The sequence below is a fragment of the Ruminiclostridium herbifermentans genome (assembly GCF_005473905.2).
Taxonomy (GTDB): domain Bacteria; phylum Bacillota; class Clostridia; order Acetivibrionales; family DSM-1351; genus Ruminiclostridium; species Ruminiclostridium herbifermentans.
In genome coordinates this window covers 1,282,394-1,299,395 of sequence record NZ_CP061336.1, presented here as the reverse complement: position 1 = coordinate 1,299,395, position 17,002 = coordinate 1,282,394, and the positions used below count along the sequence as shown (strand labels likewise).

At 32.9% G+C, this 17,002-nt stretch carries 14 protein-coding genes; 4 read left to right on the top strand and 10 right to left on the bottom strand.

Annotated features, from left to right (window positions below; all coding sequences use genetic code 11):
- Positions 1–91 precede the first annotated feature (91 nt).
- The 6 genes from yihA to EHE19_RS05650 all read right to left on the bottom strand — a co-directional run bounded on the left by yihA (position 92) and on the right by EHE19_RS05650 (position 8,876).
- Positions 92–757 (bottom strand): ribosome biogenesis GTP-binding protein YihA/YsxC, encoded by a 666-nt coding sequence (gene yihA / locus EHE19_RS05675; RefSeq protein WP_137699070.1) that lies wholly within the window; start codon positions 755–757, stop codon positions 92–94.
- A 612-nt stretch (positions 758–1,369) separates the two neighbouring features.
- Positions 1,370–2,335 (bottom strand): ABC transporter permease, encoded by a 966-nt coding sequence (locus EHE19_RS05670; RefSeq protein WP_137699071.1) that lies wholly within the window; start codon positions 2,333–2,335, stop codon positions 1,370–1,372.
- A gap of 193 nt (positions 2,336–2,528) precedes the next feature.
- Positions 2,529–3,713, bottom strand: coding sequence for an ABC transporter permease (locus EHE19_RS05665; RefSeq protein ID WP_137699072.1), 1,185 nt, complete (start codon positions 3,711–3,713; stop codon positions 2,529–2,531).
- The gene (locus tag EHE19_RS05660) at positions 3,703–5,250 is read right to left on the bottom strand and encodes an ABC transporter ATP-binding protein (protein ID WP_137699073.1); all 1,548 of its coding nucleotides are present in this window, start codon (positions 5,248–5,250) and stop codon (positions 3,703–3,705) included. The genes EHE19_RS05665 and EHE19_RS05660 overlap by 11 nt, the downstream gene beginning before the upstream one ends.
- A 419-nt stretch (positions 5,251–5,669) precedes the next feature.
- The gene (locus tag EHE19_RS05655; RefSeq protein ID WP_137699074.1) at positions 5,670–6,809 is read right to left on the bottom strand and encodes a BMP family lipoprotein; all 1,140 of its coding nucleotides are present in this window, start codon (positions 6,807–6,809) and stop codon (positions 5,670–5,672) included.
- Between the two features lie 234 nt (positions 6,810–7,043).
- Complete coding sequence (locus tag EHE19_RS05650; protein ID WP_137699075.1) at positions 7,044–8,876, bottom strand: AMP-dependent synthetase/ligase; 1,833 nt, start codon at positions 8,874–8,876, stop codon at positions 7,044–7,046.
- A gap of 649 nt (positions 8,877–9,525) precedes the next feature.
- On the opposite strand from EHE19_RS05650, the gene trhA reads away from it, so the two are divergent.
- Positions 9,526–10,170 carry a PAQR family membrane homeostasis protein TrhA gene (trhA, locus tag EHE19_RS05645; RefSeq protein WP_137699076.1) on the top strand — a complete coding sequence of 215 codons (645 nt, stop codon included), beginning with the start codon at positions 9,526–9,528 and terminating at the stop codon, positions 10,168–10,170.
- A gap of 32 nt (positions 10,171–10,202) precedes the next feature.
- Here trhA and rbr read toward each other — a convergent pair whose 3' ends face one another.
- The 4 genes from rbr to EHE19_RS05625 all read right to left on the bottom strand — a co-directional run bounded on the left by rbr (position 10,203) and on the right by EHE19_RS05625 (position 13,634).
- Positions 10,203–10,778: a rubrerythrin gene (rbr, locus tag EHE19_RS05640; RefSeq protein WP_137699077.1), complete on the bottom strand. Its 576-nt coding sequence runs from the start codon at positions 10,776–10,778 to the stop codon at positions 10,203–10,205.
- A 327-nt stretch (positions 10,779–11,105) separates the two neighbouring features.
- Entirely contained in the window at positions 11,106–11,867 is a 762-nt protein-coding gene (locus tag EHE19_RS05635) for an amino acid ABC transporter ATP-binding protein (protein WP_137699078.1), read from the bottom strand.
- A gap of 58 nt (positions 11,868–11,925) precedes the next feature.
- The gene (locus tag EHE19_RS05630) at positions 11,926–12,558 is read right to left on the bottom strand and encodes an amino acid ABC transporter permease (protein ID WP_137699079.1); all 633 of its coding nucleotides are present in this window, start codon (positions 12,556–12,558) and stop codon (positions 11,926–11,928) included.
- Positions 12,559–12,806: 248 nt separating this feature from the next.
- Positions 12,807–13,634 carry an amino acid ABC transporter substrate-binding protein gene (locus EHE19_RS05625; protein ID WP_137699080.1) on the bottom strand — a complete coding sequence of 276 codons (828 nt, stop codon included), beginning with the start codon at positions 13,632–13,634 and terminating at the stop codon, positions 12,807–12,809.
- 286 nt (positions 13,635–13,920) lie between these two features.
- Here EHE19_RS05625 and EHE19_RS05620 point away from each other — a divergent pair, with 286 nt between their 5' ends.
- The 3 genes from EHE19_RS05620 to EHE19_RS05610 all read left to right on the top strand — a co-directional run bounded on the left by EHE19_RS05620 (position 13,921) and on the right by EHE19_RS05610 (position 16,990).
- Positions 13,921–14,988 carry a M23 family metallopeptidase gene (locus tag EHE19_RS05620; RefSeq protein WP_244648338.1) on the top strand — a complete coding sequence of 356 codons (1,068 nt, stop codon included), beginning with the start codon at positions 13,921–13,923 and terminating at the stop codon, positions 14,986–14,988.
- 333 nt (positions 14,989–15,321) lie between these two features.
- Complete coding sequence (locus EHE19_RS05615; RefSeq protein WP_244648337.1) at positions 15,322–16,137, top strand: polysaccharide deacetylase family protein; 816 nt, start codon at positions 15,322–15,324, stop codon at positions 16,135–16,137.
- A gap of 535 nt (positions 16,138–16,672) precedes the next feature.
- On the top strand, positions 16,673–16,990 hold the full coding sequence (locus EHE19_RS05610) for a hypothetical protein (protein ID WP_137699082.1): 318 nt from the start codon (positions 16,673–16,675) through the stop codon (positions 16,988–16,990).
- Positions 16,991–17,002: the final 12 nt, after the last annotated feature.

Sequence of the window (17,002 nt, the reverse complement as noted above, 5' to 3'; positions counted from 1 at the left end):
ATTCGGAATCATCCAGCTTGTCCAGTTCCACTAGTTCATCAATTTCTTGTGCTGTCTCTGTTTGCTTGCTATTTACCTTTTGAGCTGATTCTCACCCTTGACCGGTTTTGTCTGCACCTTCTTTTTTTACATCTCCCGCTGCTGATTGCTCTACAGCTGTTTCATCCCCAAACAAACTTCTGCCTATCTCCTCAAGAACTTCCTCTCTACCTGTTCTTTTCTCAGAGGAAAAAGGTATAATTTTAGTTGATTTATCCAACTGAAGCACCTTTCTGATATCATTGAGCCTGATATTTATTTGGGATCGGGTTATTTTATCAGCCTTCGTAGCAACAATAATTGAATTCATTCCATATCCCTTAATCCATTGATACATTACTATATCGTCTTTGCTGGGTGAATGTCTGATATCCACAAGCATTACTACTAACTTAAGTTGATTTTGTCTTCTTGAATACAAATAGGTTTCAATTATTTTTTCCCAAGAAGCCTTCATTTCCTTTGATACATTTGCAAAGCCATAGCCTGGCAAATCTACTAAGTAAAAATTACCATTTACAGCAAAAAAATTAATTTGTCTTGTTTTGCCCGGCGTTTGACCCACTCTTGCAAGATTTTTTCTATTTAACAAGGTATTAATTATTGAGGACTTTCCCACATTTGATCTGCCCACAAAAGCAACCTCTGGAAACCCTGTAACCGGATATTGATTTGGCTTTACAGCTGTAATTTCATGTTCTGCATTTTTTATTATCATATCGCTGTTCCTTTCATATTTTTAAATGTTAATGTATTTACAAATGCTAATTTAGCTCGTTATGCTAATTATTTTGAAATAAGTTTGACGGTATAATTAATTATTCTGAACCAATACTAATTCAACAAATATCTTGTAAGTACACATTTAGATAAGTTTGTACGGAAGTACAAGTATACTCAGTACTATTATGTTACCCTTAGTGTTACTTGTACGGAAGCATAACAGTACTATTATTTTTACCCACAAGGTTAATAAATAATTAGCGTTAAGCGTTAATTAATCTAAACAAAATACAACACATTCGCTATTTTCAAACACCACTCTTATAATCTATTTTGTCCATTTTATATCTATTATCTATAGCTATTATATTATAACAAATATACTTTATCTAACAATATATAACAATATTTTATACATCATATTTCAGCTTTGGGCAAATAAAAACCTTATATATGAAAAACCAAAATTGCTGATAATACCTACTCATTTTCATATAAAATTCATTCCCATACCAGTCAATAAATATACTCTCATAAAAAAGCAAACGCTACAAGCCTTATAAGTACCAGACTGTAGCGCTACAAAACCATTATATAAGTAAAATGTCTATCTTAACCCCTTATCATAAGGTATGCCCTCTGCTTTAGGCGCTCTTGACCTTTTCGATGTAAACGCAAGTACAACCATAGTTGCGATATATGGAAGCATCTTATAAAAAGTACTATTTATATTCAATGCCGACAAAAATGGAATTAGCGAAACAGAATAAGCTATGGTTCTCAGAAATGCAAAGAACAAAGCTGCAAACATTATTTTAATTGGCTTCCATTGTCCGAATATCATTACTGCAAGTGCAAGAAATCCAAATCCTGCAACACCTGTATGACCATTTGCATTGCCATTCATTACACCTACTGCGTAGAAAAATCCTCCAGTGCCGCCAAGTATTCCAGAAATACCCACACCAGCATGGCGCATAAAATAAACATTTATACCAACCGAGTCAGCTGCATGAGGATGTTCACCACATGCACGAAGGCGCAAGCCAAACTTTGTTTTATAAAACACAATAGTGGATATAATAAGTGCGACAATTCCTATATACACAGTAATATAAGTATTTTGGAACAACATTTTACCAATAACAGGTATGTCACCTAGTACAGGAACTTTTTTAATGTAAAAATTCACATCCGTTGTTATACCGTCACTGTTAAAAAACATTTTAGAAAATAGAAGTATAATAGCTGGAATCAGCATATTAAGAGCTGTTCCACTAATTGTCTGGTCTGCTTTCAAATTTACAGCCGCAATTGACAACAGCATCGAATAAATAAAGCCTCCAACTGCTGCAATAATCATACCGATAAGCAGCATTAACTGCGCATTAATTGCAGTATCCTGTATAAAGAAAACACATAAGCAGCCAAAAAATGCACCAAATAACATTATACCTTCCAGCGCTATATTAATTACACCACTGCGTTCACTGAACATACCGCCCAGTGCCACCAATAGTAAAGGGATGGCAACCGGAAGCGTATTTTGTATTAAATAATATAAAGTATCCATAATCATACCCTAGCATAATAATTTATTACTCAACTTTTCCAGTAAAGAATCTGCAAACACAGCAACAAATAGTCTAAGCAATTTTTTTATTATTAATTGTTTCTTATATCAATACCTATTTGGTAAAGTTGAGTTTATTATTTGATTATCACTAAGGATTTGCTCCCTCCTTTTAATATTTATTTTTTCAGCCTTACGCCTCTCCCTTTCTATCACCACTTATGGCCTCATCTGCTTCAGAATTGCCAACTAAGTTTGTATTCTTACGTTTATTATCACGACGCTTTTTAAATACTTTAGCTACTGTTGCATTCATAATCATTGCAAATGCTGAAAAATAAATAGTTACCGCAATTACAACATCAATTATTTCAGGCTTATAGCCGCACAAACTTGCAAGTGTTCCTCCACGCTGTATGTAGGAGATAAACAGTGCAGAAAAAATAATTCCTATAGGGTTAGAGCTTCCAAGCAAAGCAACTGCAATACCATTAAAACCATTTGCGGCAATTACACTAACTGGCTCATAAGTCATGCTGCTGCCAGCAATTGTGGATGGCGCCAATATAGCAAATGCTCCTCCAAGTCCTGACATAGCCCCTGCAATTACCATTGTAAGTATTATATTTCGCTTTCCATTCATTCCTGCATAAATGCTTGCATGCTTGTTATAGCCTGTAGCTTTTAATTCATAACCAAATATTGTTTTATTTAAAACTATATATAGGATAATTGCAAAAGCAATTCCAATAAAAATTGCTACATTTACACCAGAATTTTTAATTCCCAAAGTAGGAATCTGTGCTGACTGAGGAAGATATGCTGTTCTGGTCTTTGATGATATATACATTGTAGAATTACTCTGTACAAGCATGTCCACCAGATACATTCCTATATAGTTAAACATAATTGAAGTAATAACCTCATTTACATTTAATAACGCTTTTAGTATACCTGGTATAAAGCCCCATATCAAACCGCCAACCATTCCTGCTATTATACAAACAACCCAATGTATACTATCAGGCAAGTCCCACATAAAACCAACATATAATGCAAAAAACATACCCATTGTATATTGGCCTGATGCCCCTATATTAAACAATCCCATTTTGAATGCAAATCCTACAGAAAGACCAGTCATTAAAATAGGTGTTGCAAAATAGAACACATCTCCAATTCTATTGAGCCCTCCAAATAGAACCGTCTGAAAGCCCGCAATTGAGTTAGCTGGACTTGCTATTAGCATAATAATAAATCCAAAAATAAGTCCCATCAAAATAGCAAGTAATGCAGCTGTAAATGCTGAAAAGCCTTTGCTGTTTGTCAATTTCTTTAAATTAAACGCTTTTGAGGAAGAAACAGTATTATTCTGCATTTTTTACCTCCTTTGATGTATTACGTTTTGCTCCTGACATGTAGAGTCCAAGTTCTTGAACTGAAACTTCTTTTGGATTAAGTTCACCAACTATTTCTCCTTCATACATTACAAGAATGCGGTCACTTACATTCATAACCTCTTCAATTTCAAGAGATACTAATAATACTGCTTTTCCAGCATCACGTATTGCAATGAGCTGCTTATGAATGTATTCAATAGCCCCTACATCCAAACCTCGTGTTGGTTGAACTGCAACAAGTAATTCATGCTCTTTGTCAATTTCACGAGCAATAATTGCTTTTTGTTGATTTCCGCCAGACATACTGCGAGTAATAGTAATTGGGCCTTGTCCGCTTCGTACATCATATTGATCTATAAGTTTTTCAGCATAGGAGCGTACTTCATTTCTTTTAATAAACTTGAAATGCTGAAATTGAGGTTTCCAATAACTCTGAAGTACAAAATTTTCTTCTAATGAATAATCAAGTACCAAACCATGCTTATGTCTATCTTCAGGTATATGGCTCATACCTGCTTGTGAACGAGCACGAATACTTGACTTTGTGATATCCTTGCCGCAAAGAGTTATTGAGCCAGAGGATAGCTTTTCAAGACCAGTAAGTGCAGAAACAAACTGTGTCTGGCCATTTCCCTCAATTCCTGCAAGACAGACTATTTCGCCTGCCCTAACATCAAAAGAGACATTCTTAACAACAGTTCCTTTATGTGACTTGGACTGAACTGAAGCATTTTTGACTGAAAGAACAACCTTACCAGGTTTTGCATCTCTTTTTTCAACCTTAAAGGTTATGTCTCTCCCAACCATCATCCTTGAAAGTTCTTCCTTAGTAGTATCTTTGATGTTCACAGTTCCAATACATTTGCCTTTTCTCAATACCGTGCATCTATCTGCAACAGCCATAATCTCGTTTAATTTGTGAGTTATGAATAAAATTGACTTTCCTTCTTTTGCAAAGCCTTTCATTATTGACATAAGTTCATCAATTTCTTGGGGCGTTAAAACTGCAGTAGGTTCATCAAAAATTAAGATATCATTTTCACGGTACAGCATTTTTAGTATTTCTACACGCTGCTGCATGCCAACGGAAATTTTCTCAATTAGTGCATCAGGAGTTACCTTTAGCCTGTATTGTTCGCTAAGCTTTAGAATTTTTTCTTTTGCAGCTTTTCTCTGCAAAAATCCCATTTTGTTAGGCTCAATTCCTAAAATAATATTGTCAAGAACAGTAAAGTTCTCAACAAGCTTAAAATGCTGATGAACCATACCAATTCCCAGAGCATTTGCATCATTTGGATTATTTATTTTTACAGGTTTTCCATTTTTCTTTATTTCGCCTTTTTCCGCCTGATACAAACCAAAAAGCACACTCATAAGAGTTGACTTCCCTGCACCGTTTTCTCCAAGCAGAGCATGAATTTCGCCCTTCTTCAATTGCAGTGTAATATTATCATTTGCAATAATGCCAGGGAATTCTTTTGTAATATTAAGCATTTCAATAATATATTCTTCCATAATCCCCTCTACCTATAATAGTTTTTTATCTAATAGTTTTTTATCAGAATACAATTTCTTTTACTTATGTAAATCCTTGTTAATTCTGATTTTAATCAATATATATTAGTTATGGTTCAATTTAAATTTACCTGATATTTACTGGACATGAACTTCATAAATATATGGAATTCAGATTCTAAGAATTATTTTATAATTCAAATGTATTATATATTATAGAAGGGAAAGGCTGTTTCCTTTCCCTTCTATTAATCGGCACTTTTTTACGACTAGCTTAATATAAAATTTTAATACGTCAGCGGCATTTAAACTCGGCATAAGTATTCTTAGCACCTAAATTCTAAAGTTGTGCCGCTATTTATAGACACATATAAATTTTTGCCTCGTTTTTAATGGCTCAGACTAATATATTTTATTTATTATCTTACTGTAACAGTAACCTTTTTCAAATTGAGGCTTGAAACAAGTTCATCAGCTGTTGCAACACCTGTTGGATCTGCTACATTTATTGAACGAATAATTTTTACTGAACCATCAGTAAGTGATTTATATAACGCATCATAATCAGCTTTTTTGAAAGTTTTAAATCTATCAAAAGCGTCAGCCTTTTCATCTCCAATTACAACTGTAGGAAGACCTATGCTGTTGTTTGAAGCATTTAAATATGTTGTTTTTCCTGCATAAGCTGACCAATTGTTGTTTTTGTATATAGCCTCAAGAACTTGCTTAACAGAACCACCGAGACTCTTCATTGCAGAAGTAATAACTGTTTCACTGTCGTATCTTTGGTCAGTATCAACACCAATAACCTTTTTTCCTGCTTCAGTAGCAGCTGCCATAACACTCTTACCTACAGAACCTCCGCAAGCAAATATTACTTCAGTGCCTTCTTGATACATTGTTTTAGCTGTAGCCTTATTTGTATCAGTTTCAGCAAAGTCACCTGTATAGTGATAAATTACTGATATTGAGCCATCTTCAAGTCCTAATTTTGTAGCAGCTGCCTCAGCTCCCTGCAAATATCCATATCCATAGGCTTGAACAGCAGGAACAGCCATACCTCCCATAAAGCCTAGCTTTTTGTATCCATCTGCAACTGCAGCATAACCAGCAAGATAACCAGGCTCTTCTTCAGAGTATTTAATACTTGCTACATTTTCTTTTGAATCAATATCAAAGCTGCCAGCAGCATGTGGTTCACCGTCTAAAAGTATGAATTTAACATCAGGATACTTTGTTTGTGCTTCATAAACGGGAACCTCAAACAAATAACCAGGCGTTACAACTACTTTTGCACCACCAGTAACAGCTAAATCAATAGCAGCAAGGTAACCTGCATCTGAATCTTCTTCAGGTTTATAATACTTATGAGTAATATTGTTCTCTCTTGCAAATTCAACTACGCCTTCCCATGAACCTTGATTAAAGGACTTATCATCTATATTTCCTTTGTCAGTAATAAGCGCAATTTCAAATCCTCCACCTGCTGTACCTCCACAACCAACTAACATAGTACATACAAAAGTAAGCGCCAACACTATTGCCAGTATTTTCTTCATAAAAAATTCCTCCTATTATTTAGTTTATTTTAAACTATGCTTATTTTAACATTCTTTTTAGTAAATATAAACATACATTTCCCTTTACATAAAATTTTTTATATTATGGGTGTTTATAATATTTAAAATGACTTTAATAATTAGTTTACTTAAAATTGCTTTCTAATTTACTATAAGGACTTAAGTATTGATAAAACATAGATAGTATAGTCAACATTAAGTAACCGAAAAAAATCAAATAATATTATCAATATTTGTTCCGTTAATTTTTCTCATATTAGTGTTTAATTTAACTTGCAAATCTGTTATTTTATTATATTCTACTGGTCTTTTTATTTTCAAAGTAGTAGTCTTTACCAGTTCCTCATAGCTGATAACAAAGTATCTGATTATTTTATATTGAGGCATTCCTTGATTTATATTTTTTATTTCCCTCTGAAGTATGTCTGCAAGTTCCGTATCACTAGGTACATTTCCCAGCTTTTCTTTTAACTTACTCTTATCAAGCACCAATTTTGCACAAACTTGAATATCTCCATCAGGTGCTGTATTCCCCCATACATACGATTCCTTTACTCCGGCAATATTATTCAGCAACATTTCATATTCCTCTGGAAATGCTTTCTTACCATTGTTAAGAACAATCATTGACTTAGCTCTGCCAGTTATAGTGATAAAGCCTTCATCATCTATAAAACCTAAATCTCCAGTATGAAACCAGCCTTCACTGTCTATTGCTTCCTCTGTTGCATTATCATCTTGGTAATACCCCATCATAACATTTGAACCTCTGGTAATAATTTCACCCATTCCATTTTCATCTGGATTGTCTATAGCTACCTCTATCCCCTTCATTGGCTGCCCAATGGTACCCGGTTTATTATAAAAATCATTATTTAAAGCAACCACAGGTGATGTTTCAGTTAATCCATAGCCCTGAATTACATTTAATCCCAGCATACCAAAGCCATTCACAACATCCTTATCAATTGGAGCAGCACCTGTAACTGCAATCCTTAAGTTCGGTCCTATTTGTGCCAGAATTTTCTTGAAAATTATTCTGCGTAAATCTATTTTTACTTTCAGCAATGCATTAGATAATTTTCCTAATCTTCTTACTATTTTTTCTCTGCCAGATTTTTTTATACCTTCTTGTACCTTTTTGTATATTGCCTCAAGAATTGCAGGCACTACAACAAGAGCAGTAACATTAAATTCTTTCAGATTTTTTGCTATATACTTTATACCTTCACTGTAGGCAATACATACTCCATTGTTTATCATAAAAGCCATTCCTGCTGAAAGTTCAAAAGTATGATGCAATGGCAAAATGGATAAATGCACATCTGAAGGATATACCTTAATCATCGATTTAATAGCGCTTACATTAGTGCATATGTTTCTCTGATTGAGCTTTACTCCTTTTGCAATACTTGTAGTACCAGAAGTAAAAAGCAAAAGCGATAACTCTTCAGGATTTATTTCTGTATCAACAAAGCTATTATCTCCTTTTTCCAGTAGTTCTTTGCCTATTTTAATCAGTGTTTGTATATCTGAAAAAATAGAAGGATAGCCTTGTTCAAGCTTGTCCATACAAATAAATTGTTTTATATTTATATTCTTTTTAGAAAGTTCAAGCATCTCTTTATTAAAATGACTACTGTAGAATATTGCATCAACCTCTCCTCTGTTTATTAGGTTTTCTATTTCAACTTGAGGAAGATGCTTATCCAATGGAACTGCAACACCTGTTCCATTTACTATAGAAAAAAAGCTCAATGCCCATTCATATCTATTCTCACTAATCAACGCAATCCTTTTGTTCTTCAAGCCTAAATGGTGTAATGCAGTACCAAGTGCATTTATTTCATTGCCAAATTCAATATAGTTTTTTTCAATAATAGCATTATCTCTTTTAAATTTAAACGCAGTTTTGTTTTGAAACTTTTTTATACTATTTTGAATTAACTTTTTAAAGCTATCAACCTGAGTACATTCATAATAGCCTAAACCTGTTACAGTTTTTCTGCCATTTTTATTTGATAATGTAACTCCTTTTTTATTCATATATCGTTCTCCTAAATATTTATCTAATTAATTTTTTCAAATCTGGCAATCTATGTTTTATTATAGTATTCTAAGTTTAAATAAGTGGCTTTAGCTAAATAATCTATATACTAAAGACGATTTTAAAATTATTATAAAATAAACAATTGAATTACATATAATTTATTTATCAGTAGGATAACAACTCTAACAAAACTCATAATTAGAGCAGTTAAAAATATCATTCTTTTTTATTATCAGGTCATAAATATTATAAAACTATATTTTTTTATTATCAAGCACAACAAATAACAGGATTTTACATTATGCACATTCCATCTTTCATTAATATGACAAAAAATCCAAACACATATTGCTATCCTAATGGACTTTATGCAAAATACAGATATAAATACAATTATAATATAGAATTTAAATCATTAATATAATAAAAACAAAAAATTTAGACTAAAGTCATACACTTTAGCCTATACATATATTATGAATTAAAACTCCGCTCATTATTTATATACTCGCAAAATGAAATTTTCCGACTGGTACATTTTCTTACCTAATTTTCTTGAATACAATGGTTATTAGTGGTAAATTAATAAATAGGCATAATATAATAGACATCGTTTTCAAATTATATATTTTCAGGAGGTTATAAATGTCTAACAAAATCATAGAATTGAGTTTTGGCGAAGAACTGGCTAATGCTCTAACACATGGCATACCTGCACTCCTTGTGTTGTTCTCCTTCCCTTTTGTAATAATAACAGCATATACAAAAGGTACACTTATAGATGTGGCAAGTGTGACTATCTTTGGAATATGTATTTTTCTAATGTTTTTAATGTCAACCATATACCATATTATGGAACACAATACTATACACAAACAAGTTATGCGTATAATGGATCATATTTTTATTTATGTGGCAATAGCTGGAACATATACTCCAATAGCTGCTTCTGTTATTGGTGGGTGGCAGGCTGCTGTACTATTGTCTATTCAATGGGCAATGGTCTTATTTGGAATTCTGTATAAATCTCTCTCTAAAAAATCCATACCTAAAATATCCTTATTGATTTACTTAATTATGGGCTGGAGTATTGTAATTTTTATGCCTTTATTCTTCCAAAAGGCAAATTCCACTTTATTTTGGCTGATTCTTGCTGGTGGTGTTTTTTATTCTGTAGGTGCTGCAATTTATGCTAAGAAAGGATTTAAATATCATCATATGGTGTGGCATATATTTGTTTTCTTGGGTGTATTAACTCATTACATTGGAATTTGCTTTTATATGTATTAAAAGGGACTGTTTTGCCCCTTTTGTATTTCAGTTTAATTTTTAACCTCAAACCATCCCTGCGGATGCTTACAAACTGGACATATCATAGGAGCATCAGTGCCTTGATGTATGTGTCCGCAGTTTGTACATAACCACTGAACTGGTTGCGCTTTATGATATAAGGTCTGCTGTTCCAATTCAGTCTTCAACTGATTAAATTTTTGCTCATGCTCTTTTTCTATTCTTGCTATCATTCTAAAAGCAGCTTCTACTTCAGGGAAGTTTTCTTGTTTAGCAACATCTGCAAACAATGGATAAATGGTGGAGTGCTCTTCCTTTTCTCCTTCGGCTGCTGCCTTTAAATTTGAAAGAGTATCTCCAAGTTCAAATGGATATCCAGCATCTACATTTACATTACTTTTACCCATACCATCTACCAAAAGGTCATAAAATACCTTTGCATGAGCCAGTTCATTACCAGCAATCAATAAAAACTGCTGTTCAAGGGCTCTATGACCTTCGTGTTTTGCATATTCAGCATAAAATGTATACCTGTTTCTTGCCTGTGATTCACCTGCAAACGCTCTTGCAAGGTTTTCAGAAGTCTTTGTTCCTGCTAGTTTTCCCATAAAAAATGTCCATGTCCCACATTCTTCACAACACTATATGGCTGAAATGACATGGACTCGGCACCTCCTTTAAATGTATTAATAATTTCCGTCTGCCTTATCCTCTATCTACTTGTCGTAAGGACTTGGCATCCACCAACAATCAGTAAATACAAAAATCATATGGATTATTTTGCCCATAATACGGATATTAATACAACTTATATAATAATTGTCTAAAATATATCAACAATTTACCAACCTTTTCAGTTGAATAGTCATATTGCAGGTGCCTAAACTTATTATTTAGATTGGTTAAAATAATTAATAATTAGTTGTTGGTATAAATCATTTTTCAAATCCCTTTATAAACAGCTTCGTTCTCTCGTTAACGGGATTAGAAAAAACCTCCTCTGGTGTTCCTTCTTCCACGATAACACCATTATCCATAAAGATAACTCTGTCTGCCACTTCTCTAGCAAAGTTCATTTCGTGAGTTACTACTACCATAGTCATGTGTTCTTGAGCCAGCTTTCTTATTACCTTTAAAACCTCTAAGGTTAACTCAGGATCTAGCGCAGAGGTAGGCTCATCAAAGAACAAAACATCTGGATTCAGCGCAAGCGCCCTTGCTATAGCAACCCTTTGGCATTGCCCGCCTGACAGATTACAGGGATATGCATTTGCTTTATCTTCAAGACCCATCTTTACCAAAAGTTCATGTGCAATTTTATTGGCTTCTTCTTTGTTAATACCCGCAACACTTACAGGTGCCTCAGTTATATTCTTTAAAACACTATAATGGGGAAACAAATTAAAGTTTTGAAAAACCAGTCCTATTTTCAGGCGTATTTTTCTTAAACTTTTCCTATCGGCATAAATTGCTCTCCCTGCTTCATTTGTTGAAACCATTATTTCATCTTCAACTGTTATTTTACCCGAATCAATCTTTTCAAGCAGATTTATACATCTTAGAAGCGTACTTTTTCCAGAGCCAGATGGGCCAATTATGGCAACTACTTCTCCCTTTTTTACTTCAAAGGATATTCCCTTCAAAACTTTATTTCCATCAAAACTCTTACATATATCTGATGCTTCTATCATTTTCATAGTTAACCTCCATACCAATTTTCAGTACGAAAATGGTCTAATAAATTATCTTGAAAGCCTATCTATAATAATTTAGCTTTTTCTCTGCAAATGCAAAAAGCTTAGCTACAATTAAATTCATTACATAATAGAAAGCTCCTGCTATAAACAAAGGCCTAACAGATAGTATTCTACTAGCTTCAGTCTGTGCAGCTTTAAACATTTCAGCAATGCCTATTACAGTTACTAAAGCAGTATCCTTAACTAAAGTTATTACCTCATTACTAATTGCAGGCAAAATTCTCTTCACTACCTGTGGAAGTATTATTTTAAAAAACACCTGCATCTTGGTAAAGCCTAAAACCTCTCCTGCTTCATATTGTCCCTTTGGTATAGAATCAATTCCGCCTCTATATATTTCAGCAAAGTATGCTGCATAGTTGAGAACTAATGCAAGTACCGCTGCTGAAAATCTGTCAAACGTTCTATTAAAAATATAATATGGACCAAAGTACACTACAACCAATTGGAGCATTAGAGGCGTGCCTCTCATAATGGAAATATATATGCTGGTAATTCCACTAACTATTATGTTTTTAGATCTTCTGCCCAAAGAAATAATGAGACCTAAAGGAAGTGCAAAAATTAAAGTTAGAACAAAAAGTTCTATAGAAACAAGCATTCCCTCAAATAAAAGCCAAAACAGCTTCACACACAAATCCCCTCTCATAAATACAAGTTCTCATTTTAAAGAGGCTGTTACAGTAGCACTTCTTCGCCACAATATCTCGTACTTGGTTATTCTTACCTAGTAAATATAATGGAGTAAAATGCTATCGTCAACAACCTCTTAACAAGAACTCTTAGTTAATTAATTTTAACATATTCTTAACTCTTATTGTATTCAGTCTAACCTAAATAAATTATACTGGAAAGCTTAATTAGTATATTTTCTATAAATTACTTACCGATTGTTGAAATGTCTTTACCAAACCATTTCTCTGATATCTTAGTAATAGTACCGTCTGCTGCCATTTCCTTAAGAGTATCGTTAATTTTAGTCATAAGCTGTACATCATTTTTTCTGAATCCTATTCCATATTCCTCAGCTGCCAAGCCTTCATCTAAGACCCTATATTTTTCGCCTTTCATTTGTATAAAGTATCTTGCTACTATTTCATCCATTAGTACAGCATCAACATTTCCAGTCTGTAAATCCATCATACATAAAGTGTTATCTTTTAACTCCACAACCTCCTTAAGTGAGGCCTTGAAATCCTCTTTGCTTTCTAATGCAATTTTAGCACTTGACCCTGCCTGTAGAGCAATAGACTTTCCTGCTAAGTCTTCTTTTGTTTGATAGCTTGAGTCTGCCATTACCACAAGTACTTGCTGGTTATTCATATATGGATCAGAAAACAATACTACTTTCTTTAAAGTGTCTGTTATCGTCATACCATTCCAAATACAATCAATATTGCCTGTGTTAAGTTCTTGATCCTTTGTATCCCAGTTAATTGGCTGAAGCTTCAATTCTATACCTAAACGAGAAGCTACTTCCTTTGCAAGGTCAATATCATATCCTACAATTTCATTATTATCGTCTCTGTAACCCATAGGAGGGAAGCTGTCGTCCAAACCAAGTACAAGCTCACCTTTTTCCTTTATTTCATCCCAAGACTTGTCTGCACCATTTGAACCTGCCTTATCTGTATTTCCGCAACCTGCAAATAAAAATGCTACCGCCATTACCCCTGATAAAACCTTTACTAATAAACTCTTTTTCACACTATATCCATCCCTTCAAAAATAAATATTATTTGTCAAATTATGCCCACATTCAATATACATTGTCGTTTATTCTGTCTATATGTATTTTACTTCATAACTTTATTAAAGTAAATCGTTAATTTAATAATATTTTAAATCGATCAACTATAAAGAACCAATACAAATTCAACAAATAAATTATTTTCCATTTCAATTTACTACTTTCTAGGATATATTAAGTTTTTTCAGCATAGATTTTATAGTGTCTTGGTTTTTGTTTCATACATATTGAGAGGTGAAAAAATTGTTCAAACCGATAAATATTAATAAACGTATATTTAAGATTTTAATTGCATTTGTGTTGATAATCTCTCTAATTACAGTCTCAGCTGCTACTTTTTACAAATTTCAAACATCACAAGCTATTAAAGTAGCAACTAATCCAAATACTGATAAAAAGTTTATTAAATGGGTAGAATTCAATGCCTCCTACGCTGCTATGGAAAAAGCCTTAAGCTTGGATGTCAAATCCCATGATAAACCTGTTCAATTACACTGGGTTGAACTTTTAGCATATCTAGCTACTAAGTATGGCGGGGATTTTAAGAAATATAAAGCAAAAGACATGGATGAATTGGTTGAAAAGCTGAACAATGGTGAAACAATAGAACAATTAACTTCTAAAATGAAATATTACAATTACTATTATGAAGCATATGATGCAATTCTTGGAAACTTTGTAGGTGAGTATGATATCCAGGTAAAGGACCCAAATAACAGCGAGAATAAGCAATGGGTAAAAAAATATGGTCTCAAGAGTTTCTCTCCAATTGCAAAAGGATATAGCTTCAGTCATTATGATGACTTTGGTACCGGTCGTACTTTTGGGTATAAGCGAAAGCATCTTGGTAATGACTTAATGGGTTCTATTGGAACTCCTATAATAGCAGTTGAATCAGGAATTGTAGAAGTAATGGGTTGGAATATGTATGGTGGCTGGAGAATAGGAATTCGAAGCTTTGATCAAAAGAGATACTATTATTATGCCCATTTAAGAAAAGATAGACCCTTTCACTCTGATATGTATGAAGGAAAAATAGTTAGAGCCGGTGATGTTATCGGCTATCTTGGAATGACAGGCTACAGCACTCGTGAAAATGTAAACAATATCACAACACCTCATTTACATTTTGGTATGCAAATTATTTTTGATGAATCCCAAAAAGAGGGTGTCAACGAAATATGGATTGATGTTTATAATATAGTTAATCTTCTGCAAAAAAATCGTTCCGCTGTTATTAAAGACGATGAAACCAGAGATTACTACAGAGTATATGACATTATTGAGCCAAATAGCGGATATGATTTTTAGTTAACTGTTTAAATTTAACATTACTTACCCACATTTTCGTTTACATACTCAATATTCACATATAATAATTTATTTAACTTTCATCGTATACTGCTGCCACATTTGATATTACTAAACTTAAGCAGTATATTTTTCTGCGAAGTTTGAGTAATGTATTTATATTTAAACTAAAAACAAGTATTTATGGTTTGTTATTTTGAGGCTCAGTTATATTGAACTATTGTGAGGTGTGAGTCAATGATTGTAATTATAAACAAAAAAGCACGACTTTATATTTCTTTAGCTTTTATTAGTCTAATAGTCGTTCTTTCTTCTTTTGGAGTATATTTTTCAATGTCAAAAACTGTTTTTAATGAAACGGAAGCAGAATCCATCACTGAAGATGGCATACGTGTTCCTATAATTATGTACCATAGTATTATGAAAAAATCACCTGAGTTAGGTAAATATGTTATAACGCCTGCCGAATTTGAAAACGACCTTATTTATCTAAAAAATCACGGCTATAGTACAATAAATATGACAGATTTAATTAACTATGTACATAATGATGGAGAACTTCCTGCAAAGCCTGTAATAATAACTTTTGACGATGGAAATCTGAACAACTACATTTATGGTAAGCCTCTTCTAGAAAAATATCAAATGAAAGCAGTAATATCCATAGTTGGTATATATAGCGATCAATTTTCAAGTACATATGCTTCAACTCCACCTCCAACAAGCAATCCTGATTATGCTTATGCATCATGGGATCAAATTAAGGAAATGAGTAATTCTGGTTATTTTGAAATACAAAATCATACTTATAATCTTCACTCAACTGAAAAAAGAAAGGGTGCCCAACGTTTAAAAGGTGAACCTTTAGAGGTTTATACAAATGTTTTAACCTCAGATATTGGTATGCTTCAGGATAAGCTTGCTGAGGTTACAGGTATCAGACCTAATACTTTTACCTATCCATTTGGAAGTATAAGCAAAGAATCTACGGATATTTTAAAAAAATTAGGATTTAAGGCTACGCTATCCTGTGCCGGAGGAGTTAACATAATAAATAAAAATAAAGAAGACGTCCTCTTCAGACTAAAGCGAAATAACCGTCCTCACGGAAAATCTTCTGAAAGTTTTTTTAAAAATATCTGTCCATAGATACCACTTTTTTAATAATAGGTGTATAATAGTTGAAGTCAATTACTATCAGCATAAAGTCTAATGCTATTTGTTAGTTTGAGTTTATATACTAGTTTGAAAGCAACTTCGTATGAACCAGTTGCTTTTTCAAACAACAAAAGAGGCTATTGCAAAACAATAAATAGTATAGTCAATAGTAAACTGCTTAATATTGTAGTCTCGTGCAGTCTAATCTATAGCTGATTCCGTAATTGATGCGTAATCAATTATAGTGAAGAACAAGTACTTACGCCGACCTTATAACACAAGATATTTTGTCTTGATATAATACTCAATTGCTTAGTTTTGATGTATCGGCTTACAATATGTGTTATTCGCTGATTATTTCTAGCATTATTTTCTAATAAACTTTGTTATTAGATATATATTACCGTTTACTATTTTATATAGCGAGACATCGCTATACATAAAATATTGTTTTTCAGCAGTCCTTCTTGTCAGTGATTGGCTGTAATAGAAAAAATAAATTATAATATATTAGGAGATGAATTTTATGAGCATATTTGAAGCACTAATGCTTATTTGCTTTGGAGCTGCGTGGCCAATACAGCTATATAAGTCTTATACATCAAGAAGAACAGCAGGAAAAAGTGTAGTTTTTTCATATGTAGTTATATTTGGTTATTTGGCAGGAATTACACATAAGATACTTTATAGCAGGGATATTGTATTGGGCTTATACATTCTAAACCTTATTATGGTTTCAATTGATATGGGTTTATATTATAGAAATAAGCGCTTTGAACAAATTGAAGCAATAAAAGCAAATGAAGAAATAAAATCAGAAGAAATAAAATCAAAAACAGCTTAAATTTAATCTGGA

Coding starts and splice junctions, on each gene's coding strand:
- EHE19_RS05670 (WP_137699071.1), bottom strand. CDS start 2,335: ATGGATACTTTATATTATTTAATACAAAATACGCTTCCGGTTGCCATC.
- EHE19_RS05615 (WP_244648337.1), top strand. CDS start 15,322: ATGTCAAAAACTGTTTTTAATGAAACGGAAGCAGAATCCATCACTGAA.
- EHE19_RS05665 (WP_137699072.1), bottom strand. CDS start 3,713: ATGCAGAATAATACTGTTTCTTCCTCAAAAGCGTTTAATTTAAAGAAA.
- rbr (WP_137699077.1), bottom strand. CDS start 10,778: ATGGGAAAACTAGCAGGAACAAAGACTTCTGAAAACCTTGCAAGAGCG.
- yihA (WP_137699070.1), bottom strand. CDS start 757: ATGATAATAAAAAATGCAGAACATGAAATTACAGCTGTAAAGCCAAAT.
- EHE19_RS05650 (WP_137699075.1), bottom strand. CDS start 8,876: ATGAATAAAAAAGGAGTTACATTATCAAATAAAAATGGCAGAAAAACT.
- EHE19_RS05660 (WP_137699073.1), bottom strand. CDS start 5,250: ATGGAAGAATATATTATTGAAATGCTTAATATTACAAAAGAATTCCCT.
- EHE19_RS05610 (WP_137699082.1), top strand. CDS start 16,673: ATGAGCATATTTGAAGCACTAATGCTTATTTGCTTTGGAGCTGCGTGG.
- EHE19_RS05635 (WP_137699078.1), bottom strand. CDS start 11,867: ATGAAAATGATAGAAGCATCAGATATATGTAAGAGTTTTGATGGAAAT.
- trhA (WP_137699076.1), top strand. CDS start 9,526: ATGTCTAACAAAATCATAGAATTGAGTTTTGGCGAAGAACTGGCTAAT.
- EHE19_RS05655 (WP_137699074.1), bottom strand. CDS start 6,809: ATGAAGAAAATACTGGCAATAGTGTTGGCGCTTACTTTTGTATGTACT.